This window comes from Propionibacterium sp. oral taxon 192 str. F0372 (assembly GCF_000413315.1).
GTDB lineage: Bacteria > Actinomycetota > Actinomycetes > Propionibacteriales > Propionibacteriaceae > Brooklawnia.
On sequence record NZ_KE340297.1, the window covers coordinates 72364 to 96378 of the forward strand.

The 24015-nt window shown below is 61.1% G+C and carries 19 protein-coding genes and 1 tRNA gene; 10 read left to right on the forward strand and 10 right to left on the reverse strand.

The genetic code is table 11. From position 1 onward, the window contains the following. The first annotated feature begins 719 nt into the window (after positions 1 to 719). From HMPREF1531_RS00315 to HMPREF1531_RS00330, 4 genes are all read left to right on the forward strand, one after another. The gene (locus tag HMPREF1531_RS00315) at positions 720 to 1694 is read left to right on the forward strand and encodes a polysaccharide deacetylase family protein (RefSeq protein WP_016667893.1); all 975 of its coding nucleotides are present in this window, start codon (positions 720 to 722) and stop codon (positions 1692 to 1694) included. Beyond that, positions 1687 to 3051: an amino acid permease gene (locus HMPREF1531_RS00320; protein ID WP_016667894.1), complete on the forward strand. Its 1365-nt coding sequence runs from the start codon at positions 1687 to 1689 to the stop codon at positions 3049 to 3051. Before HMPREF1531_RS00315 ends, HMPREF1531_RS00320 begins: the two co-directional genes overlap by 8 nt. A 148-nt stretch (positions 3052 to 3199) precedes the next feature. Further along, a tRNA-Gly gene (locus tag HMPREF1531_RS00325) sits at positions 3200 to 3270 on the forward strand. Positions 3271 to 3379: 109 nt separating this feature from the next. Next, the gene (locus HMPREF1531_RS00330) at positions 3380 to 3832 is read left to right on the forward strand and encodes a GNAT family N-acetyltransferase (protein WP_016667895.1); all 453 of its coding nucleotides are present in this window, start codon (positions 3380 to 3382) and stop codon (positions 3830 to 3832) included. A 269-nt stretch (positions 3833 to 4101) separates the two neighbouring features. Here HMPREF1531_RS00330 and HMPREF1531_RS12610 read toward each other — a convergent pair whose 3' ends face one another. Next, positions 4102 to 4863, reverse strand: a complete 762-nt coding sequence (locus tag HMPREF1531_RS12610; RefSeq protein WP_016667896.1) for a MerR family transcriptional regulator — start codon at positions 4861 to 4863, stop codon at positions 4102 to 4104. 124 nt (positions 4864 to 4987) lie between these two features. On the opposite strand from HMPREF1531_RS12610, the gene HMPREF1531_RS00340 reads away from it, so the two are divergent. Further along, positions 4988 to 5299 carry a thiamine-binding protein gene (locus HMPREF1531_RS00340; RefSeq protein WP_016667897.1) on the forward strand — a complete coding sequence of 104 codons (312 nt, stop codon included), beginning with the start codon at positions 4988 to 4990 and terminating at the stop codon, positions 5297 to 5299. A 420-nt stretch (positions 5300 to 5719) separates the two neighbouring features. Here the strand turns inward: HMPREF1531_RS00340 and HMPREF1531_RS00350 are convergent, their stop codons facing one another. The 4 genes from HMPREF1531_RS00350 to HMPREF1531_RS00365 form a co-directional block, all read right to left on the reverse strand. Next, positions 5720 to 6175 carry a ribose-5-phosphate isomerase gene (locus HMPREF1531_RS00350; protein WP_156860115.1) on the reverse strand — a complete coding sequence of 152 codons (456 nt, stop codon included), beginning with the start codon at positions 6173 to 6175 and terminating at the stop codon, positions 5720 to 5722. A gap of 49 nt (positions 6176 to 6224) precedes the next feature. Further along, entirely contained in the window at positions 6225 to 8411 is a 2187-nt protein-coding gene (gene ligA / locus HMPREF1531_RS00355; RefSeq protein ID WP_016667900.1) for an NAD-dependent DNA ligase LigA, read from the reverse strand. Next, the gene (locus tag HMPREF1531_RS00360) at positions 8408 to 9199 is read right to left on the reverse strand and encodes a hypothetical protein (RefSeq protein WP_016667901.1); all 792 of its coding nucleotides are present in this window, start codon (positions 9197 to 9199) and stop codon (positions 8408 to 8410) included. The genes ligA and HMPREF1531_RS00360 overlap by 4 nt, the downstream gene beginning before the upstream one ends. A 106-nt stretch (positions 9200 to 9305) precedes the next feature. Beyond that, complete coding sequence (locus HMPREF1531_RS00365) at positions 9306 to 9917, reverse strand: mycothiol-dependent nitroreductase Rv2466c family protein (RefSeq protein ID WP_016667902.1); 612 nt, start codon at positions 9915 to 9917, stop codon at positions 9306 to 9308. Between the two features lie 124 nt (positions 9918 to 10041). On the opposite strand from HMPREF1531_RS00365, the gene pepN reads away from it, so the two are divergent. From pepN to HMPREF1531_RS00380, 3 genes are all read left to right on the forward strand, one after another. Continuing rightward, positions 10042 to 12639: an aminopeptidase N gene (pepN, locus tag HMPREF1531_RS00370; protein ID WP_016667903.1), complete on the forward strand. Its 2598-nt coding sequence runs from the start codon at positions 10042 to 10044 to the stop codon at positions 12637 to 12639. Then, positions 12632 to 13909, forward strand: coding sequence for a dihydroorotase (locus HMPREF1531_RS00375; RefSeq protein WP_016667904.1), 1278 nt, complete (start codon positions 12632 to 12634; stop codon positions 13907 to 13909). The genes pepN and HMPREF1531_RS00375 overlap by 8 nt, the downstream gene beginning before the upstream one ends. Before the next feature lie 232 nt (positions 13910 to 14141). Then, positions 14142 to 14375: a hypothetical protein gene (locus HMPREF1531_RS00380; protein WP_036896866.1), complete on the forward strand. Its 234-nt coding sequence runs from the start codon at positions 14142 to 14144 to the stop codon at positions 14373 to 14375. 25 nt (positions 14376 to 14400) lie between these two features. Here the strand turns inward: HMPREF1531_RS00380 and HMPREF1531_RS00385 are convergent, their stop codons facing one another. Beyond that, positions 14401 to 15789, reverse strand: coding sequence for a mannitol dehydrogenase family protein (locus tag HMPREF1531_RS00385; protein WP_016667906.1), 1389 nt, complete (start codon positions 15787 to 15789; stop codon positions 14401 to 14403). Next, on the reverse strand, positions 15786 to 17210 hold the full coding sequence (gene uxaC / locus HMPREF1531_RS00390; protein WP_036897842.1) for a glucuronate isomerase: 1425 nt from the start codon (positions 17208 to 17210) through the stop codon (positions 15786 to 15788). Before uxaC ends, HMPREF1531_RS00385 begins: the two co-directional genes overlap by 4 nt. A gap of 149 nt (positions 17211 to 17359) precedes the next feature. On the opposite strand from uxaC, the gene HMPREF1531_RS00395 reads away from it, so the two are divergent. After that, positions 17360 to 18634 carry a lactate racemase domain-containing protein gene (locus HMPREF1531_RS00395; protein ID WP_016667908.1) on the forward strand — a complete coding sequence of 425 codons (1275 nt, stop codon included), beginning with the start codon at positions 17360 to 17362 and terminating at the stop codon, positions 18632 to 18634. A 37-nt stretch (positions 18635 to 18671) separates the two neighbouring features. Here the strand turns inward: HMPREF1531_RS00395 and HMPREF1531_RS12615 are convergent, their stop codons facing one another. From HMPREF1531_RS12615 to HMPREF1531_RS00410, 3 genes are all read right to left on the reverse strand, one after another. Next, positions 18672 to 19370: a M15 family metallopeptidase gene (locus HMPREF1531_RS12615; protein ID WP_016667909.1), complete on the reverse strand. Its 699-nt coding sequence runs from the start codon at positions 19368 to 19370 to the stop codon at positions 18672 to 18674. Positions 19371 to 19372: 2 nt separating this feature from the next. After that, positions 19373 to 20815 carry an APC family permease gene (locus HMPREF1531_RS00405; RefSeq protein WP_016667910.1) on the reverse strand — a complete coding sequence of 481 codons (1443 nt, stop codon included), beginning with the start codon at positions 20813 to 20815 and terminating at the stop codon, positions 19373 to 19375. Between the two features lie 390 nt (positions 20816 to 21205). Continuing rightward, positions 21206 to 22231 carry a LacI family DNA-binding transcriptional regulator gene (locus HMPREF1531_RS00410; RefSeq protein ID WP_036896869.1) on the reverse strand — a complete coding sequence of 342 codons (1026 nt, stop codon included), beginning with the start codon at positions 22229 to 22231 and terminating at the stop codon, positions 21206 to 21208. Positions 22232 to 22457: 226 nt separating this feature from the next. On the opposite strand from HMPREF1531_RS00410, the gene gndA reads away from it, so the two are divergent. Further along, positions 22458 to 23900 (forward strand): NADP-dependent phosphogluconate dehydrogenase, encoded by a 1443-nt coding sequence (gene gndA / locus HMPREF1531_RS00415; RefSeq protein WP_016667912.1) that lies wholly within the window; start codon positions 22458 to 22460, stop codon positions 23898 to 23900. Positions 23901 to 24015: the final 115 nt, after the last annotated feature.

Below are 24015 nucleotides of genomic sequence, written 5' to 3' on the forward strand. Positions count from 1 at the left end.
ACCAACTACCCTTTCAGCTACAGTGGCTGAGCGATGTCCGTCAGACATCGCATACACGTATGGTGACGCTGTATCCGCGCCCTTGCCCCCCCCGGATCAAGCGCACCAACAATGAAACGATCTGGCTGAAGCAGCGCCTGATGGCCAAGCCGTTCGACGTCGACATGCGCACTATCAGTGAGCGCCTCGGGAACGCCCGCCACTCGGGAAGCTGGGGCGTGAGACAACTATCCGGAAATTCCGGATAGTTCGATCGCGGGTAAACGCCACTTAGTTCCCCCACCGTGCCACCAGCGTCCTGCGCGACTTCGCCGTACGCGGCTACGTCATCGACCGCCAGCGCATGGGAAACGCCGCCATCGGCAAGAACTACCCCATCCATGGCGAACTTGACGACCTCGATGTGAACGCCGAGGATCCTGACGAGGAAGACTCACAAGCCCACGGGTTTGATCATTTTCTCACGTTCAGGCTCGACCTGACCGTCTCCTGCAGGATACACTCGTGTATGCAAGACCGAACATGTACGACCGCAGGCTTTGGCCCTGCCCACAGAGTCTCATCCATGGTTCGGTCGGGCCGTCCCTCCGTCGGAGGGACGCATCAGGAGCAGCACAGCCCTGGAAAACCAGAGTCCCACCGTCGGCGTGGACGGGAAGGACAATAACCCCCATGGCCGCAGGCTGCTCTTTTGTGGCACCAACGAAGGGAGCTGACCGATGCCCGCAGAAAACCAAGCAGCCAAGAACGCCTTCCTGCGCAACGATGACGTTGCCTGTTTCGATGGCCCACCACGAGAGCTCGTAGGTTATGGGGAGCATCCACCGATGGTCCGCTGGGAGGGCGAGGCCAAGGTTGCCGTCAACATCGTCGTGAACGAGGAGGAAGGCTCCGAGAAGACCTATGCCATGGGTGACGGAGTTAATGACGGAATGTACGAACTGCCCTTCGAGCAGGATCTCACCAGAGACTTGGCGAAGGAGTCGATGTACGAGTATGGATCACGCGCAGGCATCTGGCGGCTGTTCCGAGTCTTCGACCAAGCAGGGATCAACGCGACGATCTTCGGCGCAGCCGTGGCCATCGAACGCAATCCAGAGGTCGGGCGGAAGATCGCGGCCCGCGGCGACGACATCGTGGGGCACGGTTACCGCTGGTCAAACCACTTCGAGATGACTCGCGAAGAGGAAAAGATGGCAATTGAGGCCGCCGTCGCATCTATCAAACGCACCGTGGGTGAGCGGCCGCTCGGCTGGTACTGCCGCGAGATGAGCACCAACACCCGCAGCCTACTAGTCGAGGAAGGCGGTTTCCTCTACGACTCCGACAACTATTCCGACGACCTTCCCTATTGGACTACGGTCGACGCAAAGGCGCATTTGGTTGTGCCCTACACCTTGGTCACCAACGACTGCCGCTACATCATGGGCACCGGTTTCGGCAGCCCGGATGATTTCTTTGCCTATGGCAAGGCCGCCATCGACCGGCTGCTCAACGATGGCGACGACTGCGGCCGGATGATGACCATCGGTGTGCATCCCAGGATTTCCGGGCACCCAGCCCGTTCCGACGGGCTGGCCCGGCTGATCGACTACGCGCAGAACCTCGACGACGTCGTCATCATGCGTCGCCTGGACATCGCCAACAAGTTCATCGAGCAAGTGCCTGCCCCGCAGGGAGAGGGCCATGAGTGACACGACCCCCTCCGAACTGACCAAAGGACTCAAGGCCCGCCATCTCACGATGATGGCGATCGGTGGTGTCATCGGCGCCGGGTTCTTCCTGGGGGCCGGTGCTGCCATTAATACTGCGGGCCCGGCGGTCATCCTGTGCTACCTGCTCGGTGGCATCGTTACCCTGCTGGTGATGATGATGCTCACCGAGATGGCGGTGGGCATGCCCGTTGCGGGTTCCTTCCAGAAATACGCGACCATCACCATGGGCCCATGGGCGGGATTCGTCACCGGCTGGACATACTGGCTGGCCTTCCTGATCGGACCCGCATCGGAATGCATCGCGGCTGGAACCTTCTTGAACCTGTGGTTTCCCCACATCCCAATCTGGGTGTTCTGCCTGGTGGTTGCCATCCTGCTGACGATCGTCAACATCATCGGTGTCACTTTCTTCGGCGAGATGGAGTTCTGGCTCTCGTTGATCAAAGTGGTTGCCTTGGTGGCCTTCATCATCTGGGGAGCAGCAGCAATTACCGGAATCGCCCCACATACCGACGTGACCTTGGCCAACATGACGAACGACAGAGGGTTCATGCCCGCAGGGATCGTCGGCTTATTCGGCGCGATGATGATGGTTATCTTCAGCTTCGGAGGAACCGAGGCGATCGGCACCGCCGCCGAGGAAAGCGCACATCCGGAGCAGGATTTACCGAAGGTACTGCGCAGCACACTGCTGCGGATCATCGTCCTCTATGTGCTCTCGATCGCAGTGCTGGTCTGCGTGGTGCCTTGGGCGACAGCCGGAACCTCATCGAGTCCCTTCGTCGATGCCATGGACATCCTGGGCGGCCCAGCCGCAGCGAACATCATGAACTTCGTGGTGCTCACCGCAGCCCTGTCATGCATCGATACTGGGGTGTATGCGACCTCTCGCATGCTGTTCTCACTGTCCCGTGATGGATTCTTCCCGTCGGTGTTCGCCAAGCTCCACCCGACGCGGAAGGTTCCGCTCGCCGCGATCCTGGTCAGCTCGTGCATGCTCTTCGTGGGAGTCATCCTCATGGTCTTGGCACCGGATTTCGCATATCTGTGGCTGGGCAGCCTGTCCGGCTTCGGTTTCCTCTTCGCCTGGCTGATGATCTGCCTGTCCGAACCCGGAATGCGAAAGCGCCTAGAGGCCCAAGGACGGCTGCTATGGAAGGTTCCCGGCAACCCCATCACCCAATGGGTGGCCGTCATCCTGATCGCCGTGATCTTCTTGGGACTGCTCACCTACGAATCAGGCCGTTACATCCTGTTGGCCGGTCTGATCTGGCTCGGGTTAGCCTCGGTCTACTATTTCGCGATTGGCCGACGGACCTACAAGGCCCAGGAGTGAGCCGCTCCACGAGCCTGGAATCACCGGATCGGGGCCGAGGAGTGTCGGCGCCAAAGCTCCCCCTCGGCCCCATCCCATCCACTCGGCGAGCACTCGGCTCGATTCCGCTGTCGATTTCGGCTAATATTCCGCAGGTCGCTTGCGACACGCGGATGTAGCTCAATGGTAGAGCCCCAGTCTTCCAAACTGGCTACGCGGGTTCGATTCCCGTCATCCGCTCCGATCTTTGGTGCTGACTACGCGGTGCACGTCCACTCGGAAACCGATGTGACCGTTTCCCATGTCCACGATGAGTCATCACCACGCTGGTCCGAAGTAGGCTCCATGAGTGAGCATCTCAGTCAGGGACATGACTCTCGACGACATCCCCGCCGTAGCCTCTTGCCAGCGGGCCGCTTTCAGGCACCCGTTCGACCAGGCGGTACTGACCCATGAGTTCCTCGGATGTCACCGCTTCAATCCCGACACTCTGCTGGTAGCGGTAGATGAGAATGACGCGGTGGTCGGGACCATCTGGGGAGCCTGGAACGGGCGCCGGGCGGTCATCTCCGGGCTGGCAGTCCACCCCAGCTACCAGGGTCACGGCATCGCGCGACGACTGATCACCACGGTCGAGGAACGCTTCCGGGCCAAGGGAGTCACCCGGTTAAGTCTTGAGATCACCGCAGACAACCACAGGGTGATTCCCCTCTACGAGAACCTCGGTTTCAGGGTGAAGGAAGGCATCATGTCAATGGGAAAAAACCTCAACGCCGAGGACGGCACTCCCCTACCCCAGTAGCCGGGAGCGGCATAGGCCGGCACCGGATCGATACCTCTACCTGCAGGAAGCCGGTCAGCTCCGGGCATCGGAGGTGTGCAACGCTGACCGGCTTCCTCGTCAGAGTCTTTGACCCGGCGGGTGGGAAGAGGTTTCCCGCCTTCCACCCGCCGAGCCTGTCCCCAAAGCATCGTCTGCCGGGGGCAGGGGCGCACCGAGCCAGATGTCTCAGGCCAGCGGGACACAGACCTCGGTCACGAGTTCTTCCGGACCCACCTGATCCGGGGTGATCAGATACCTGTTGAAGCACTTGGCCGCAGGCTGCCGTCCCGCAACCGTTGCAGTCCGTCGGCCACCATGCGCTCGGCAATCAGGTCGTGGGCCTGCGAAATTTGGTCATAAGGACCGACGACCCTGGCCACAAGGCAGTCACGCTGTGGAAGTTCGAGAATCTCCAGCGGTGGTTCCGCGGTGGTACCGGACGCAACGGGCAGGAAGACCGAAAGTTCGGCGTCGCGTTCGATGAACTCGTCGTCGTGTTCGATGACCCCACAGGGACCTGCGGGGGTGATCTGCTGGGCGCTCATAGCGGGCATCATCCGGTCCCACAATTGGCCCTCGTCGGAGTAGCTGGGGACCGTCCCGTGCAGGGCGACGACGGTCATCGCCGGAATAGTAGTGCGTTCGATGGTGATAGACATTGGTTCTCCTTGGTCGAGCATCCGTGTGATGAGGGACAACCGCGCCTTGGCAGCGCCCAGTTCCTCCACCAAAGTCCGGCGCTGAAGCTGCAACGCACTCGGCCAGGCGGGGGTACCGCGGGCTGCAAGGAGGGCTGAGATGGCGGAAACGCCGAATCCGACGTCGCGCAGGTTCCGGATGTCGGCGGCGTCCCGCAACTGGCTGGCGGCATACCGCCGGTAGCCAGTCCATGGATCCACCGACGCAGGCACCAGGACACCATGGGTGTCGTAGTGCCGCAGCATCCGCACCGACAATCTGCTCAGCGAGCTGAACTCACCAATCGACATCAGTTCAGAGGTCTCGGTCATGACCACACCCTGCCCCCTGACATGGTGACAGGGTCAAGCCCACGCACCACCCGGATCATTATCAAGACCCCAGGCGTCTGGTACGCATCCGCTCATGCCCAGCCCACCACCGTAGAATGTGGTCATGCTGGTTGCCTTCTCCATCACTCCCTCGGACTCCGGTGAGGACGGTTCAGTGCACGATGCGGTGGCTGCCGCGGTCAAGGTTGTGCGCGAGTCGGGGCTTCCCAATGAGACGAACTCGATGTTCACCAACATTGAGGGCAGCTGGGAGGAATGCTTCTCGGTCATTCACCAGGCGGTGGAGGCCGTGGCGGCTGTCTCCCCTCGCGTCGCCCTGGTGCTGAAGGCTGACATCAGAGGTGAGCGCAGCGGTGAGATGACAGGCAAGGTCGAGCGACTCGAAGCTGCTCTCGGCACCCTCCGATCCGAATGACCCGGGGCATCGGTTACCGCAGGCACCCATCACAGATTCTCATCACGACCGGCAGTCCCATGTGAGTCATCGATATCCAATACCGTCCGACAGCAACTGGCTAAGCCCTCCTACGAACGACTCTTCGGAAGTCGACTGCGATGTATTCAAACTCTCGCTTCAAGTCTTCGGACCGGGGTGCAGAATCACCGGACATCCTTCCGGTCCTCACCGGGACAACCGCTAGAGGCAAGGTCCAAGGTCATCCACGTGTGATGAACCGCACTGCAGCGGCACCTGGCCTGGTAGCCGTCCGCAGTGCGTTCACCACCCCGATTGGGGGAACGGGATCCGGAATGCCAACCGCAGCATCCACGATCGGCAACCCGGATCGACGCAGCACCGCTCACCCCAAGCACATTCGCTGACTTCTGCTGCCCGTCACACTCCTCGGAGCTGCTCGTAAGCCTGGAGCTTTGCCAGGCGCCGGGCATGGCGTTCCTCGCCGGTGTACTCGGTCTCCAAGAAAGCGCGAACGATCTCCCAGGCCGCATCGGGCTCGACGAAACGCCCGCCGAGGCTCACGACATTGGCATTGTTGTGCTGGCGACCGAGCAGGGCGAATTCGACATTGTTGGCCAGCACCGCCCGGATCCCGGGCACCTTATTAGCAGCTATCTGTTCCCCATTGCCCGAACCACCCAGCACGATTCCGAGGCTCCCCTCCTCAGCAGCCACGGCCTGAGCGCAAGGGATGATGAAATCCGGATAATCATCCTCGGGATCAACAACGAGAGCGCCATGGTCGACGACCTCGTAGCCACCCTCACGCAATCGTGCGCTGAGGAACTCCTTCAGTTCAAAGGCGGCATGGTCAGTTCCGATGTGAACACGCATGCACATATCGTCCCAGATGATCACCCTGGAGGAAACACAGGTGCGGAAATCATCGGTCCGGGCCAGAAACGGATTCCACCCCGGATGGGCCGGATTCAAGAAGCCTCCGGAAGGCCTCCTCGTCGATGACCGGCACACCCAGCTCGGCAGCCTTGGTGGCCTTCGACCCGGCACCAGCTCCGACTACCACGTAATCGGTTTTCCGGGACACCGAACCCGCTGCCCTGCCCCCCCGGACGACGATCGCATCCTTGGCATCATCCCTGGTGAATCCTTCCAAGGTGCCAGTGACCACAAAGGTCAATCCCGCCAGGGTCTGTGGCCGTGCCTCGGTCTGCGGAGGGGCATCGGCCATCCGCACCCCGGCCTGCGCCCAGCGTTCGACGATGTCGCGATGCCAGGGTTCGGCGAACCACTCAACAATGGCCTCGGCAATGATCTCACCAACTCCCTCGATGCGGGCCAGTTCCTCGACACTCGCCTCACGGATCACCGCCATGGATCCCAGGGCACCGGCAAGCGCCCGGGCAGCGACGGGACCGACGTGACGGATGGACAGCGAGTTGATGACCCGCCACAACGGCTGAGTCTTTGCCGTCTCCAGGTTTGCCAGCAGCTTTGCCCCGTTCACCGAAAGCACTCGGCCTTCCCGCACCATTTCGGGGGGATCAGATTTCTTGGCGGCCCGGGTGAACACGTACTGGAATTTCTCCTCGTCCCCTGACTCATCGGTGAGCTGGCGGCGGATGAGGTCCGCCTCGACAAGGTCATCGGCGGTCAGATCGAACAGCCCCGCCTCGTTATCCAGTACCTTGCTCGACAACAGGGCACGAGCCCCCTTTTCCCCCAACACCTCAATGTCCAGCCCATCGCGAGCCGCCAACCCGACCAGCCGCTCCACCAGTTGGTCGGGACAAGAACGCGCATTGGGGCAGCGGATGTCCTTGTCGGATTCCTTCTCCGGGCGCAACTCGGCACCGCAGGATGGGCAATGACCAGGCATGACGAAGGCGTGCTCGGTACCGTCACGCAGTCCCACGACGGGACCCAAGACCTCCGGGATCACGTCGCCTGCCTTGCGGATCACCACAGTGTCACCAATCAGCACGCCCTTGCGCGCCACCTCGGTGGGGTTGTGCAGGGTGGCCCGGGCCACCGTCGATCCGGCGACGAGAACTGGTTCCATCACGGCGAAGGGAGTAACCCGGCCGGTGCGCCCCACACCGACCTCAATGCCCAGGAGCTTGGTGTTGACCTCCTCGGGTGGGTATTTGTAGGCGATCGCCCAGCGAGGAGCCCTGGAGGTATTACCCAACCGCTGTTGGGCAGCGAGATCGTCGACCTTGACAACGATCCCGTCGATGTCGTGAGCGAGATCATGACGGTGCTCACCGTGGTAGGCGACGAAGTCCAGGACTGCGCCAACCGAATTGAGGACCCGGAAGGTGGTGGCAGTTGGCAGTCCCCAAGAACCCAGCAGTTCGTAGGTCTGCGACTGGCGGATCATGGTTCCGGCCTCATTGTGCACGCCGATGCCGTGAACCAGCATGTGCAGCGGTCGGGTGGCGGTGATTGCGGGATTCTTTTGCCTAAGCGACCCAGCAGCTGCGTTACGCGGATTAGCGAACGGGGCCTTCTTGTCGGCAACCAGGGATGCATTCAGATCGCCGAAGGCCGCCGTCGGGAAGAAGACTTCTCCACGCACCTCGATTTCACGTGGTGCGGGGTCTGCTGTCAGTACCCCGGGCAGATCACGGATCGTCCTGACATTGGGAGTGATGTCCTCCCCCACCCGGCCATCGCCACGAGTAGCGCCGGTTACCAGCCGACCATCGCGATAGACCAGGTTCACCGCGAGCCCGTCGATCTTCAGTTCGCACAACCAGTTCACTGGCTCGCCACCGAGTGCCGCCTGGGTCCGGTGCATCCAGTCGGCCAACTCGGTGGGGCTGAAAACATTGTCCAGCGATAGCATCTGGCTCGGATGGGTGAACGAGGCGAAATCGGTCATTTTGGGGGCACCCACCCGCTGGGTGGGACTGTCGGGGGTGCGCAACCCTGGATGGGCTCGTTCGAGATCGATGAGCTCACCCATCAAGGAATCGTAGGCAGCATCCGACAATATGGGAGCATCATTGCCGTAGTAGGCTTGCTGAGCCTCGACAATGCGCTGAACCAGATCGTTCCAAGCGTGACGGACGGCGGGGTCTGGCCCCTGAAATACGGCGGCGTTCACAGCGCGAACTTCGGAGACCAAGTAGCCCTGTCACGCGCGGCAGAAAAGGCTTCGAGGATGTCTTTCTTGCCCATCTGCTCCGGTCGGTTCACCAGCCAGTTAGCGACGTCACCCGGGTCGACGACAGCGACATCCACCGGGAATCTCTCGATTACCAGACGACGCTCGTTGACCGGAACGATGATTCCGTTGACATCGTAATTCCATCGGGATTCTGCAGCCAGTTGGCCGGCACTGCGCCGCGCCTCGCCACGGATCCGGGGAACGTAGTCAGATTCCTCACCATTGATCAGGAAGCGGTCACCGGTGACCAACAGCTTCGCGCCGGGAAGATGCTTGGCGTTGAGCAGGTACACCCCGCCGGGGCCGATAACCCAGTGGTCGAACTCCGATCCGGTCTCAGTAGAGCGGACCGCTTGCAAAAAGCCCCATCGAGGATCCAACCCGGACAATCTCATCAACTCAGCAGCAAGGAGTTGGTCTGGATCGACCAATGCCCGCCGGGCCGCACCCTCACTGCCCAGCAGCAGCCGATCAAGCAGCGCCCGGATCGGAGCACGACGACGGGGATGCTCCCGGACGATCGGGAACTCTTCGGTGATGGCGATCGGTAGCATCCCGGTTGTAGCGGGCTGCTGCGGGCACAGAGCCGGGATGGGTGCCAGCGTCGGCAGTTCGTTCTCGGCACGCATCGCACGGCGAGGGACAACGTGACCGGTTTCCTCGCCGGGCCCGTCGTCGATGAAACCTCGCCGGGCGGCCCGTTGCGCCGTAACTGTCAACGACACCGATCTCCTCCTGGTTGGGCAAATCCTTAGGCCATTCTAGAAGCCAGACCGACACGATCCGTGCAGCGACGCGAAACGATGTGTCGAATCACCCGCGTCATTGACGTTAGTCGAAGACCGGGCCACGATCGCGGGATCGCTTCAGCTCAAAGAAACCATCAACCTCGGTGACTAGGGCAAAGCCGTCGAACAGCCGACCTGCTTGCTCTCCTTTGGGAGCTGGAGAGATGACTGGCCCGAAGAGCGCCTTGCCGTTGATGTGGATGACGGGGGTCCCAACCTCGTCGCCTACCGGGTCCATTCCGGCATGGTGGGATGCGATGAGATCAGCGTCATGCACACCGGTGGTGGCCTGATCCGCAATGGCTAGATCGAAACCGCAATCATTGAGGGAAGATCTCACGACTTCGATATCACCCTTCGGCTCGCCACCGAGGTGGTAGCGGGTACCGATGGCGGTGTAAAAGTCGCGTAGCGCTTCCGTGCCGTATTGCTTCTCCACACCGATGGCGGCGCGCACGCCGATCCATCCGTGCTCCATGTGAGCCTGGTAATCCTCGGGCAGATCCCGGCCCTGGTTGAGGACCGACAGGCTCATCACATGGAAGACGGTGTGTACCGGGCGCACCTTTTCCACTTCAAGCATCCATCGTGAGGCAATCCAGGCCCACGGGCACAATGGGTCAAACCAGAAATCGACAGTTTGGGCGGAAGTCATGTCACTAGCCAACCAGACGCGTCAAGTGGGAACACTGCTCACCCCGGGATACAGTGGTTTCACCACTGCCCCGCACCGCAACCGAGGCGGCAATGGGCACTGACAACGATTCCATGGAGTATCGATGAGCAGCATCGTGAATATCACCCGTGATCAGGCGCGCCAGCGTTCCGAGATCCTCACCGCCGCGGCCTACCGCGTCGAGGTGGATCTCTCCGGTCGCGGAGTGGACGGGAACCCCCTCGAGACCCCGGAGACCCATTTCGTCTCGACATCCACGGCCCGCTTCACCTCGGCCAAGGGCGACACGTGGATCGATATCATCGCAGACCAGCTGATCGATGCCTGGTGCGACGGGGAGCAGATCGATGTCTCCGGTTTCAATGGCGCCCGGCTGCCCCTATCCCTTGGCGAGGGCGAACACCAGCTGACCGTCACCGCGTTGTGCCGTTATTCGCGTACCGGCGAAGGACTGCACCGTTTCGTCGATCCGGCCGATGGCAAGGTGTATCTCTACTCTCAGTTCGAAACCGCAGATGCTCGGCGCATGTACGCCTGTTTCGACCAGCCCGACCAGAAAGCCACCTTTGAATTGGCTGTCATCGCCCCAGCTCATTGGAAGGTCTACTCGAACTCCCCTGCCGTAGCTCCCACGCCCGGCCCCGATCCATTCGCCACTTGGCAGTTCGCCCCGACCAAACGGATCTCCACCTACATCACTGCCTTGGTGGCCGGGGAATTCCATGTGCAGACCGGTACCGTGGTCTCGCAGAAGGGTGAGCTCCCGGCCGATTTCGTGTGCCGCGCATCAATGGCCCAGTACTTGGAGCACGAACAGATGGCCACCACCACCCAGCGTGGTTTCGAGGTCTATGAGCAGGCCTTCGGTCAGCCCTTCCCTTTCGATTCCTATGACCAGTTGTTCCTTCCGGAGTACAACGCGGGGGCCATGGAGAATGCAGGCTGCGTAACCTTGCGCGACGAATACCTCTTCCGAGCCCAGGTCACCGCCGACGACTACGCACGTCGCGACAACACGATTCTCCACGAACTGGCCCACATGTGGTTCGGAGACCTGGTCACCATGCAGTGGTGGGACGACCTATGGCTGAACGAATCCTTTGCCGAGTGGTCCGCATATTTCTGCCAGGAGCAGATCGCCAAGCGCCACGGGGGCGATGATCCATGGATCACCTTCGCCAATCAACGCAAACTATGGGCTTACCGCGTCGACCAGTGGCCGACCACACACCCGATCGCCGCGGACATGGTGGATTTGGAGGCGGTCGACCAGAACTTCGACGGCATCACCTATGCCAAGGGCGCCTCGGTGCTCAAGCAGTTGGTGGCCTATGTCGGACGCGACCAGTTCCTGGCCGGGGTTCGCAATTACTTGGAGGCACACGCCTGGGGGAACTCCACCTTCGCAGACCTGTTGGATGCCCTGCAAAAGGCCTCGGGCAGGGATCTGTCCCAGTTCGCCACCGAATGGCTGGAGACCACTGGGGTAAACAAGGTGACCCCGGTGGTCGATGTGGATGACGAAGGCAACTACACCAGTTTCGCCATCACCCAGTCGGCGGCCGATAACGCCCCGACGCTGCGCACCCACCGGCTGGCCATCGGATTGTTCGATGTGGTGGATGACATCTTGGTGCGTCGGGACAGTCTTGAGGTGGACGTGCACGGCTCCTCGACTCCGATCGCGGTTCTAGCCGGGGTTAAGGCCGCAGATCTGGTGCTGCTGAATGACCGGGATCTCTCTTACGTCAAGGTGAGATTCGATCCGCGTTCCATGGACACCGTGAGGAGATCCTTCGCGTCCCTCGGTGACCCGTTGGCCAGGGCCATGATCTGGACGGCTCTGTGGGATACCTGGCGCGACGCTGAACTGCCCACCGTCGAGTACTTGGACATCGTGCTGGCAGGTATGAAAGCCGAGTTCCATCCCACTGCGATCATCAATAACTTGACCCAGGCACACCTGGCAGTGACCGGCTACGCTCCCATGGACCAGCGCCAAGGATTGCGAGCCAGACTGGTGGCTGCCCTCGCGGAATTCCTGGCAACCGCAGATCCGGGCTCGGATCGCCAACTCGCCATCGCCGACGCCATGATCCGTGCCATCGACTCCCCCGCTGGCGCGGAGTTGATCGAGGGCTGGCTTGCCGGCGAGGAGGTTCCTCCGGGTCTCCCCATTGACGCCGACCGCAGGTGGGCGATCATCACTACCTTGGCTCGTCTGGGTCGGATCGGCACTCCGGAAATTGACGCCGAGGCTCGGCAGGACAACACCATCTCCGGGGCCCAGTTCGCTGCAGGTGCCCGCTCAGCTCTGGCGGATCCGATCACCAAGGCCCAAGCCTGGTCGGCAGCCACCGCAGACCCCGAGATCGCCAATGCCATGCACATCGCGGTGGCGCAGCATCTCTGGAATTATGGTCAAGAAGACATCCTCGCTGGTTACCAGGACGCCTATCTAAAGCTGTGTGAGGAGATCGCCACGTCCAGCGGTTCCTGGGCCTCCCGTGGCCACATCGCCCGCCAGACCGCACTGAACCATCTGTGGCCTTCCGTGCTCGCGGACCGCGAGTGGATCGCCAAGCTTGATGCCTGGATGGCGACCAATGAGCTGCCTGCCCAGGTGCGTCAGGTGCTGGTGCAGAACCGGGACAATCAACTACGGGCGATAGCGGTACGCGAGGCGAGCAAGGATGACTGAACAAGCCGAGCAGAAAGCGTTCTCCATCCGCGGCGCAATGGATGCCGTCGGCAATATCGTCGATCTCCATGTGGCCCGGGGAGTCTTCGTCGCGGAGGCGCCGGAGGGGTCGGAACTCATTGAGGCCGACGGCCTGGTGGTGTTGCCGGGATTCGTCGATATCCACACGCATCTGAGGGAACCGGGTTTCGAGGCCTCCGAAACCATCGCATCGGGAACCGCGGCCGCGGTTGCCGGCGGCTACACCGCGGTATGCGCCATGGCGAACACCGATCCGGTGACCGATTCGGTGGAGCGGGTGGAATCCATGCGGAAGTTGGCCCGCACATCTGCCCACAATGAGGTCTTCCCGATCGGCTCATTAACCATCGATCTCGCCGGGCAACAGCTGTCCCCTATCGCGGAGATGGCGGCATGCGGGGTGAGACTGTTCTCCGACGACGGCCGGTGTCTGATGGATCCAGTGCTGATGCGCCGTGCCCTAGAACTGTCGGCTGCCCACAACGTGGTCATTGCCCAGCACTCCCAAGACCATAGGCTGGCTCCGGCCGATGCATGTGCTGATGAGAGATCCATCGCTGGCGAACTGGGTTTGCCCGGTTGGCCATGGGCTGCGGAGTCCTCAATCATCGCCCGGGATGTCCAACTAGCCGAGCTCACAGGCGGGCATCTGCATGTCTGTCATCTCTCGACGGCCGAATCGGTCGAGGTAGTCCGGTGGGCCAAGGCCCGCGGGGTCGATGTGACGGCTGAGGCGACGCCGCACCACATGCTGCTCACCTCCGACCTGTTACGCAGCGGATCAACCGATTACAAGGTCAATCCCCCGCTGCGCTCGGCCGAGGACGTGGAAGCAGTGCGAGCCGGCCTGGTGGATCGGACCATTGATCTGGTCGGCACCGACCATGCCCCGCATGAAGCACAGTTCAAGGATCTCCCATTCCCGCAGGCCAAGCCAGGGATGACCGCACTCGAGCAGGCTCTGTCCAGCCTCATGGAATCCCTGCTGCTGCCCGGTCGGATCGACTGGACCGATGTGACCCGCATCATGTCGACAGCCCCGGCCCACCGCGGGCAGGTCCCCGGGCAGGGCCTGGGACTGGGCGTAGGCAGTCCCGCGAACCTGGTGCTGGTGCACCCGGCTCGGCGACGCGTGGTCAACCGGGATGATTCTGCATCCGCCGGGCGCAACAACCCCTACCACGGCATGGATTTGCCCGATCCGATCGAGTTGACCATGGGAGCTGGGCGGATTCTGTACCGACGCTGAAGTGCGGTTTCCGGGAAACCAGATCTGGCCCCATCCCAAGAAGCTGATCGCCGACGAGCATATGCCATGGCTGAGAGAACCTACCGAAAGTTCGCCGAGAGAGCCGGATGGCCTGCAACCACGAGGTCTAGGCCCTCGCAGAACCGTATGCACGTATGGCGGAACTCAACGCGACGATGATTTCGGATAAGACGGCTGACGATATAGAGCACTGTGGACCAGCGACAATCACATGGTGTGGACCGCTGACAAAGGCTCGGAGATATCGGACGGTATCAACGCGAAATGGGCTGCCAAGACATCCGGTACGACAATCACCATCTGCATCTCGCAGATCCTCGACCAGATCCCCGAGAGCGGGGAGATACTGGCTGGTCCTGCGTTCCATCGGTCTTTAGACGCTGATTTCCAGTCGGCATCCTCCAAGGCAACAGCCTTCGAGCGGCCACAAGTTACCAGCACCTGATCATCCTCCCTGGCCGGGAGCCGGATCAGTCACGCAGGGCGAGGATCTCCTCAGCCTGCGACACGACAACATCAGCAACACGCTGGTCATGGATGCCCAAGAAGTCCAGAACGATTTCTGCGGCACTGGGTAGATCAACCCCGCAGACCTTGGTCATCAACTGACCGGAAGCCGCATCGTCAACCGGTGCCCCGACCCCACGCAAGTGGAGCAGCCACCCAGCGATGGCCCGGGTAGCCCCGGTTGCGATCTCGGCTCGTGAACCGAAAGCCTGCACGTGGGGAACGATGCGGATCGGCAGCTTCTGCGTGCCATCCATCGCGATGCGTGCCAGTTGGTCCTTCATCTGCGGGTTGTCGAACCGCGTGACCAGAGCCCTGCGGTAGGCATTGAGCTCATCATCACTGAGCGGCACCTGTTTGACTGCATCGTCCCAGTAGGCTTCCACCCATCCGCGAACCCGGGGATCATTGATAGCGTTGCAGACTGTATCGATGCCGAGCGCCGAGGCACAGTAGGCCATCAACGAATGCGACCCGTTGAGCAGGTACAGCTTGCGCATCTCGTGAGGAGCGATGTCATCAACAAACTGGGCACCCACCGATTCCCAAGCCGGACGCCCAGCCTTGAACTCTCCTGCCATCACCCATTCAGTGAACGGTTCGGTCACTACCAAGCCCGGATCGCTGATCCCAGTGAGTTCCGTGACGCGCTGGATATCCTCACCAGATACCCTCGGAGTGATTCTGTCGACCATCGTGGTAACGAAGCCGACATTTTCCTCAATCCAAGGAACCAAACTCGCATCGACGTATCCAGCCGCCTGGCGAATCACCTGTTCGGCCATTGTCCCATTGCCAGGAACGTTGTCGCAGGGGACAAAGGTGATTGCCCCGGCCCCCGCCGCCCGGCGGGCCAGCAGCCCACGAACGAATTTGGCTGGCCCGGTGAACACCGCGGACTCCAGATCGCCTGACCGAAGCAGATCCAGATCCTTGAGCACCGCATGATCGGTGAGATCCAGATCTCCCTCATCATTGCGGCAGTACCCGGCCTCGGTGATGGTGGAAGTGACGATCACCACCTGGGGATCGGCGAAGAGCCTAGTCCACGAGGCGATGTCGTGGGAGCGGAATGAAGCCGACACCGAGGAGATCACCTCGATCCTGTCCCCGCCGGGATGCTGGACGTCGAGCTGGTAAACCCCACCCTGTGCGTCCAGCGCATCGTCGCGAGGTGAGCTACGGGGTTTCAAGGTAGTGCGACCGGTGAACCCAGCGATGCCCCACTGATCGGCATCGTCAGCATGCTCGGTATACCAGGCCTGGTGAGCGCGGGTGAAATTGCCGATGCCAAGATGGATGATCCGAATCGGAGCAGCCGGGCGGCCATGTTCTGCGCGGTTCAAGTTCACAGCTTGAATACCTTCTTCGGATTGTCGACGACCAGCCGATGGGCCTGATCAATGGCCTCGTCCTCGTCGAGCCGGTGAATGACCACGAGTTGGGCCAGATGGGCGGCGTCAAGACGCCGCATCATGTCGTGGCGAGCCGGGATGGAACAGAAGGCCCGGGTGTCATCAATCATCCCGGAGATGCGGGAGAACCCGCCCATCTCGGTGACCGACTGCTTGAAACGCATGATCGATTCCGGTGCATCGATGAACCACCATGGCACCCCGATGTACACCGAACGGTAGAACCCGGCCAATGGGGCGATCTCACGAGAGTAGGTGTCCTCGTCCAAGGTGAACAGCACCAAGTTCAGGTTCGGATGGTTCCCGAAGGCATTGAGCATGGGACGCAGTGCCTTGGTCATCTCGACCGCGTAGGGGATGTCGCAGCCGACATCCTGGCCGTAGGCCTCGGCCGTGGCAGGGTCGTGGTCGCGCCACACAGCCGGGTGAAGAGTCATCGTCAGACCGTCCTCAGTCGCCATCCTGGCTTGGTCCATCAGCAGGTGACGTCGCAGAGCGACAGCCTCCTCACCGGAGATCTCGTTGCGCCGGGCCTTGCGGTACAGCTCCTGGGCTAGAGCATCATCCAAATATTCGGCGGCCAGATCATCATGCGAGTGATCAGTGGACACAGCCCCGTTGGCCCTGAAATACGCGCGGCGGTTCTCCATCGCATCGGTGTATCCCGCCAAAGTGCTGGTATCCAGGCCGGTGACCTCAGCGAGGCGGTCGATGCTGGTGTTCCAGTCGGTGCGGGCCGGTTCGAGGTACTTGTCGGGACGGAAGGTCGGGACGACGGTGTGGGCCTCGGAGAACTTGGTATCAGCGTGCAGCTTCTGGTGGAAGCGCAGGTCATCGCAGGGGTCATCGGTGGTCGCGAGGAAGGAGATCCGGAACTGATCCATCAGCTGGCGGGGCCGATGATTCTCGTCGTCGATCCAGGCCTGGATGGTGTCGTAGATGGCATCGGCTGTCTCGGCCGAGGGCCGCTGCCGCACCCCGAAGACCCTCACCAGCTGATCAGTTAGCCAGTAGCGCATGGCGGTTCCACGGTAATCGGCCCAGTGCTCGCACAAGGTACGGAATGCTTTGCGATTTCCGGCCTCATCCATCACCGGGCGGGACATCGGCACCCCAAGTTCGGATAGCTCGACACCGTTGGCGTGCATGATCCGGTTGAGGTAGTGGTCGGGGGTGATCAACAGCCGAGTGGGGTTGTCGAAGGAGGTGTTGTCGGCCAGCCACGCCGGTGGCACGTGTCCATGCGGAGAGATGACCGGCAGGTCGCGGGTCTCGGCATAGATGCGACGGGCGATCTTCCTGGTGGTGTCGTCAGGAGGGAACAACCGGTCATCGTCGAGGGTCAGTTCATGGGCCATGGGGTCATTGTGGTGTACCACTCGGGGGGCACTGTTCGAGTTGCCATTGGTTGCAGCAACTTTGCCAACCGGCACTGCTCAAGGCGCCCTGTGCAGTCGGAGGTCCTAGGCTTGGCCCAGCAGATCTTCCTTCGGACCAGGAGCAAGCAATGAAAGTCCCGACCATCGGCGGCCCGGGCTACCACATCGGCGCGACGGAGTTCGAAGATTTCGTCGCAGGACAGATCAACCAGCTCGATCTGGCGGGCAAGTCAGTGGCGCTCATCATTCCCGACGACACCCGTTCCTGCCCTATGCCCCGGATTCTGGGGGCCGTCCACCGCGCAGTGGTCCCGAAGGCCGCATCAACCACAGCGATCATCGCCTTGGGTACCCACGAGTACATGGAACCGGCGGAGATCGCGGCATGGACGACCGGTGATCGCGATACTGACGTCGTCGAGGCCTACCCAGGCATGGAGATCATCAACCACCTGTGGAAGGACCCAGCTGAACTCGTCTCAGTGGGAACTATCCCGGCTGACCGCATCGCAGAGCTATCCGGAGACCGCCTGCACAAGGGTGTTGAGGTGTTGATCAACAAGCGGGTCGTCGAGGCCGATGTGAAAATCATCATCGGCCCCATCCTGCCCCACGAGGTTGTCGGCATATCCGGAGGCAACAAGTATTTCATCCCAGGATGCGCAGCCCACGACTTGATCGACATGACTCACTGGGTGGGAGCCTTGATAACCTCTGCGGAAATGATCGGAACCACCGGCATCACCCCAGTGCGAGCAATGATAAATGAAGGAGCCAGCCTGATCGGTGGCGAGAAGTATTGCTTGGCCTTCGTCGTGAAAGCACACTCCGCCGAGATCGAGTCGGCTTCCTTCGGTACCCCGGAGACAGCTTGGGCCGAGCAAGCTGAAGTCACCGCACAGACCCACATTGAATATCTCGATGAACCGATGCCCAATGTCATTGCGGAGATCCCCGAGCGTTATCACGATATCTGGACCGCAGCCAAAGGTTTCTACAAAACCGAACCCGGCGTTGCCGATGGCGGAGAGGTAATCATTTATGCCCCACACATCACCGAGGTCTCCGAGGCCCATACCGAGATCTATGAGATTGGCTACCACTGCCGCGACTACTATGTGAAGCAGTGGGAGAAGTTCTCCGAAATTCCCTGGGGGGTATTGGCTCATTCTACGCACGGCCGCGGCTCCGGTGTCTACGATGCCGAGACCGGGGAGGAGAACTGCCGGTTGACCCTCACCTTCGCCACCGGTATCTCCCCCGAAGTGTGTGAGTCGATCAACGTGAAGTACCGCGATCCCGCTAGCATTCCCGAGCTCATGAAAGACCCCGCCTACGTGGTGGTGCCCGACGCGGGCGAGGTACTCTACCGTTTGGCTCAGCAGCAGCCCGCCAAGGGCTGAAAAAGACCAGCACCGGCCCCGGCTTGTCACTTAGTGATCAGTCGTCTATCTCAGAATAGAGCGTGACTGATTCCCCGGCGAATGCCGCCCAGAGCTGGTCTCCGTAAGACCAGTGCCACCATTCCAAGGGATAGGGTGCGCACCCGGCATCAACCAGTACCTTCCCGAGCAGACGACGCAGATCTTTGGCGAGAAGACGAGCAGGGTCTCCGTCATCGGGTACATCCTCAAAGGCGAGTAAGAAGCTCGACTCATCAAAGACATCGAAATCGCTCCCCATGGCGACCGGGACACCGTCAACTGCCAAGGTGAGATCGACTGCTCCGCCACTGACATGCGGAAGCATCCGCTGCGACCACGACGGGTCGGAAACGAACAATCCCATATCACCACCGGACAGGTCCCGGTAGTAATTCAACAGTTCTCCCTGGAAATCCCTGGTCCGCCAACCGTCCAGCACCACGATGGTGAACCCCTCGGGTAGTGCCGTCTGCGCTCGCTGAATGCGGTCGAGCAGGCCCGCACGCAGCATGGCCTGGGGCGGCATTTCGGTGAAATCAATCTCCGCGTAGCACCTTTTCACCTCCACTCCGGTGATCGGCACCAAGGGCTCACCGTTCTCGCCACGGGCCACTATGAGAGCATCTTCCTGCGAGGCAGCCGGACGCAGCGGAGGAAGATCTTTGGGGATACGGTTCCTGATGAGCAGATCAGGATCAGCTAGCCAGCGGTTCATTTTTACTGCTTCCCATCACCGGAATCGGCAGCTGAACCCGTGAGACCCGCGTTCAGTTCCGCCTTATACTCACCCAACAGTTCCGTCAAGGCCGCGTCTTCATCCATCGGCTTCGCCAAGGCGAGCAGTACCAGCCCGAGCCCGAGCCACACGGCCAGAATGATGTACTCGCCGGGCCACTGTAGCGACAGGTTCGTTCCCGGCCACAGGGCCATGACGATCACCAACACCGCACCGGCCGCACCGATCCAGGGAAGAAACCCAGCTTTGTAACCACTCTTCAGGTGAGGGTGGCGTCGGGGAAGCACGGTTGCGACGATGACCATCAGCACCCACACCATGCCCAAGTAGATGCCACCGGTGTCAAGGAACCAGATCATCGCGCCAGGTCCGAGTGCCCCCAACACCACGGTGAGCACTGCAGTCAGGACGATAGCGCGACGCGGTGCTCCTGTCTTCTCATCGACGATGGCCAAAGATCCGGGTAGGAGCCGAGCGCGTCCCATCGCCACCACGATCCGGGAAATGGCCATGAACAGACCCAGGAAGCTGGTAGCCAGTCCGAGGATCGCGATGCTCCATGCAGCCCAGCCGAGCATCGGGAAACCAGCCGCGGTGAAGGCATCGATGGTTCCCAGTTCCATAGTCGCAACTTCCCGCCAAGGATGGATCCAAGCCGAAGAGAGCAGCACCAGGCAGTAGAAAGAAGTGGCCACGATGACGGTCAGCACGGTAACCCGGCCGATCTTGCGCGCCGGAACGCTGGCGTCCTCGGCTAGCGAAGCAACCAGGCCAAAACCTGCCATGTAGGTCATCCCAGGCACGATGAAACGCAGGGTATCACCGAAAGCATTCACATCCTCTGCGTAGGGTGGCAAGAAATTCGATGGGCTCCCATTAAGCAATGCAGTGAATATGAGCACGATGCCAACAAGAATCATCACCGTGAACAGCAAAGTCTGGATCTGACCCGAAACGCTCACTCCAAACCAGTTCATGCCAGCAATTAGCAACGTCAGCAGGACACCGATGAGCAGCACCGTCGAATCGACGGAGGATTCGTTAATTTCCCACAACTGAACACCCGAAACACTGGGCCAAATGCGTTGTAAGAGCCTACCGAATGCCGTCACGTAGAATGCAGTAGATGAAAGATAGGCGCCAATCAGGAACCAACCCGTCATGAAAGACCAGCGCCGTCCCAGGCCGACGTATGAGTAGACGACCTCACCACCAGCTCTGGGAAACTGCGTTGTCAACTGCGAGTATGCCAAGGCAACACAGGCTGCAAGCAGCCCGCCCAAAGCCATGCCGAAAATCATTCCCCCGGCACCGTACTTCTCGAAGAACGCAGAGTTCGTGTAGATCCAGCTCGATCCGATGACGCCTGCCACCCCTAGGGCCAAGAGTTGGAAGAAGTTGAGACTCTTCTTCATTTCTGCCATGACGCTCCTTCACGCAATCGAGGCAGGATACATTAACAAACAGATCCCGTCGACCATTCAGGGGCCAAATCATGAAGCGGAATCGTCTGGGTCAGATCTGCACTCAACAATGAGACAATGACCGTTTCAAGTCAGTTGCGCATCTTACTGAGGCCCCCATCCGGCGTCAAGGGCAAATCGAGCTTTTTGCAAGCCGCTTGCCACTCTGATCACGTCGCAGGAAACTTTGTTGTCCGGGGAACCGAGTTCTGGCAACCATTTCCACTGACAAGCGCCAGGACTACTCCCGAGCACGACCACGTCATCGACTCACAAGGCGGAGAATAGCTCGGCAACCAGCACGCTGCACCCCACGAGTATCACTCGCAAGGCCTCATCGTTTCTCAGTTCTCAGGCAGGAAGCCTGCGGGCTGCTGTCGTCGTCTCACGCACAATGAGCCGCATCGGCAACACCGAAGGCGATTCCGGGTTGAGTTCGTGTTCCTGACCGGTGGCCATTGCGATCACCGAACGAGCGGCCCGCTCCCCCAGCAGCGACAGCGGGGCCGCGACGGTGGTGAGCCCAGGGGTCACCAGATCGGATGCGAAGATGTTGTCGAAACCGATCACCGATAGATCACTGGGGATGGTCATCCCCGTGGCTTTGGCTGCGCGCATCAAACCGATGGCGATCATGTCATTGAAACAAACCACGGCGGTGACGCGCTTCTCCCGCACCTGTGGCAGGGCCCCCATACCGCCCCTGACCGTCGGCGGGATGGGTCCTACCCGGTGATCGGCAAGGTCCAGCTCAAAACACCCTTCCCGGAAGGCCCTTGCCCGGGCGACCTCCGCCCATGAAGCGGAAGGACCTGACACATATGCAACCCGGCGGTGGCCCAGTTCGGCCAGGTGTTCCAGAGCCCGTCGCATGCCACGCGCGTAGTCGGTGACGACCGAGGGCACTCCCGGCACCAAACGGTTCAGGATGACCGTGGGGGACACCTTCGCAGCAGAACGCAGCGCGGTGTCCGACAGGCGTGAGGTGGCGATGATTACTCCGTCGACCAAAGGCATGGTCCGGTCGTAGAGACGCCGTTCCAATTCTTCGGATTCCTCGGAATCGATGAGCAAGATCGAGTACCCCTCAGACACTGCGACATGCTCGGCCCCGCGGATGATGGAGAAAAAGAACGGATTGGTGATGTCTGTCAGCGAGATGGCGAGCAACTTGGACTGCTTGGCCGCGTCGGCACGCGCCACCTGCGGCGCCCGATAGCCGAGATCCGCAGCCACCTGATGAATACGGGCCGATGTCTTCGCGCTCACCCGACCTGGGCGAGAGAAGGCACGCGAAACCGTTGAGGGGCTCACCCCTGCGGCAGCCGCCACGTCGTAGATGGTGGCTGCCTTGGTCGACGGTGATTGATGTTCCACGCCAACCAATCCTAGGGCAACTTGGCAACAAATTGCATCGGAACTCCGGAGAAGACCGGGATTCACCGCGTTCACCGGGTGTCTTTCCTCGTCGGAATGCCTCCGACCGAAGGGGCCAACTGCCCGGGTATTGGATCTGCTCGCTGGCTCATAGCTCTGTCAGGCATGATGGGCGGTGCAGATCCGACACGATGTGTGTGTCGGCGATCGAAGGAGACAAGCACCTATGACGAAACCCAAGGCCAACATCGGCGTCGTCGGCATGGCGGTGATGGGCTCGAACCTGGCCCGCAATTTGGCACACCACGGGTATGTCGTGGCGATCCATAACCGCACCCATGCCAAGACCGAGAAAGTCCTCGCCGATCACGGGCATGAGGGTACCTTCATCGGCTCCGAGTCCATCCAGGACTTCGTCAACTCCATTGACCGTCCACGCTCCATCATCCTCATGGTGAAAGCCGGTGCCAGCACGGATGCCACCATCGCCGAGTTGCTGCCCCACCTCAACGAGGGCGACATCATCATGGACGGTGGAAACTCCAACTTCCGCGACACTATCCGGCGTGAAGCCGAGATCTCGGCCAAGGGCTTCCATTTCGTCGGCACCGGCATCTCCGGCGGTGAGTATGGGGCGCTGACCGGCCCTGCGATCATGCCCGGCGGCACACCGGAATCCTACAAAACCCTCGGCCCCATGCTCGAGGCAATCTCCGCACATGTCGGCGACGAGCCCTGCTGCACCTGGATCGGCCCCAATGGCGCCGGTCATTTTGTCAAGATGATCCACAACGGCATCGAATACGCCGATATGCAGGTAATCGGCGAAACCTTCGAGTTGCTGCGCGCGGCCGGGCTGAGTGTGGCTGAGGCCGCCGAGACCTTCAGGAAGTGGAATGAGGGCGAGCTGTCCTCTTACCTCATTGAAATCACCGCCGAGATGCTGGCCCAAGCCGATCCGCAGACCGGGGCCCCGCTGGTTGATGTGATCAAGGATCGCGCAGGCATGAAAGGTACCGGTACCTGGACGGTTCAGACCGCTCTGGAGCTCGGTGTGCCGGTCAACGGCATCGCCGAATCGGTATTCGCCCGCGCCTTGTCCTCCCACGACGACCTGCGCACTGCCGCTTCGGTGCTCACCGGCCCGGACCGGGTGCTTGAAGTCGCCGACCGCGAGTCCTTCATTGAAGATGTCCGACAAGCGCTGTGGGCCTCCAAGGTGGTCGCCTATTCCCAGGGTTTCGACGAGATCCGCACTGGTGGCGAGGAGTTCGGGTGGAACATCTCGGTGGCCGATGCCGCCAAGATCTGGCGCGATGGCTGCATCATCCGCGCCAAGCTGCTCGAAGACATTCGCCAGGAGTACTCAGCCGACCCGCAGCTGGTGTCACTGATGGCTGCCCCATCCATCGCCCCAAAGCTCGGCGAATACAACGCCGCGTGGCGTCGTGTGGTGGTAGCTGCAGCCCAGGCCGGGATCGCAGCCCCGGTTTTCGCATCTTCGCTGGCCTACTACGACATGGCTCGCGCGCCCCGCAACAATGCCGCCGTCACCCAGGGGCTGCGTGATTTCTTCGGCTCGCACACCTACGAGCGCATCGATACCCCTGGGCACTATCACCTGGAGTGGTCCGGTGATCGTTCGGAGACAAAGATCTCCGAAGACTGAGACCAGAACCGAAAGGGGCAGGAGGGAAAGTTCCCGACCTGCCCTCTTTCATATAAGTGGCCTGGTATGCAGGTGCTCCAGTCCGGCATGAGGCCCAAGCTTTCACGGAACCGGG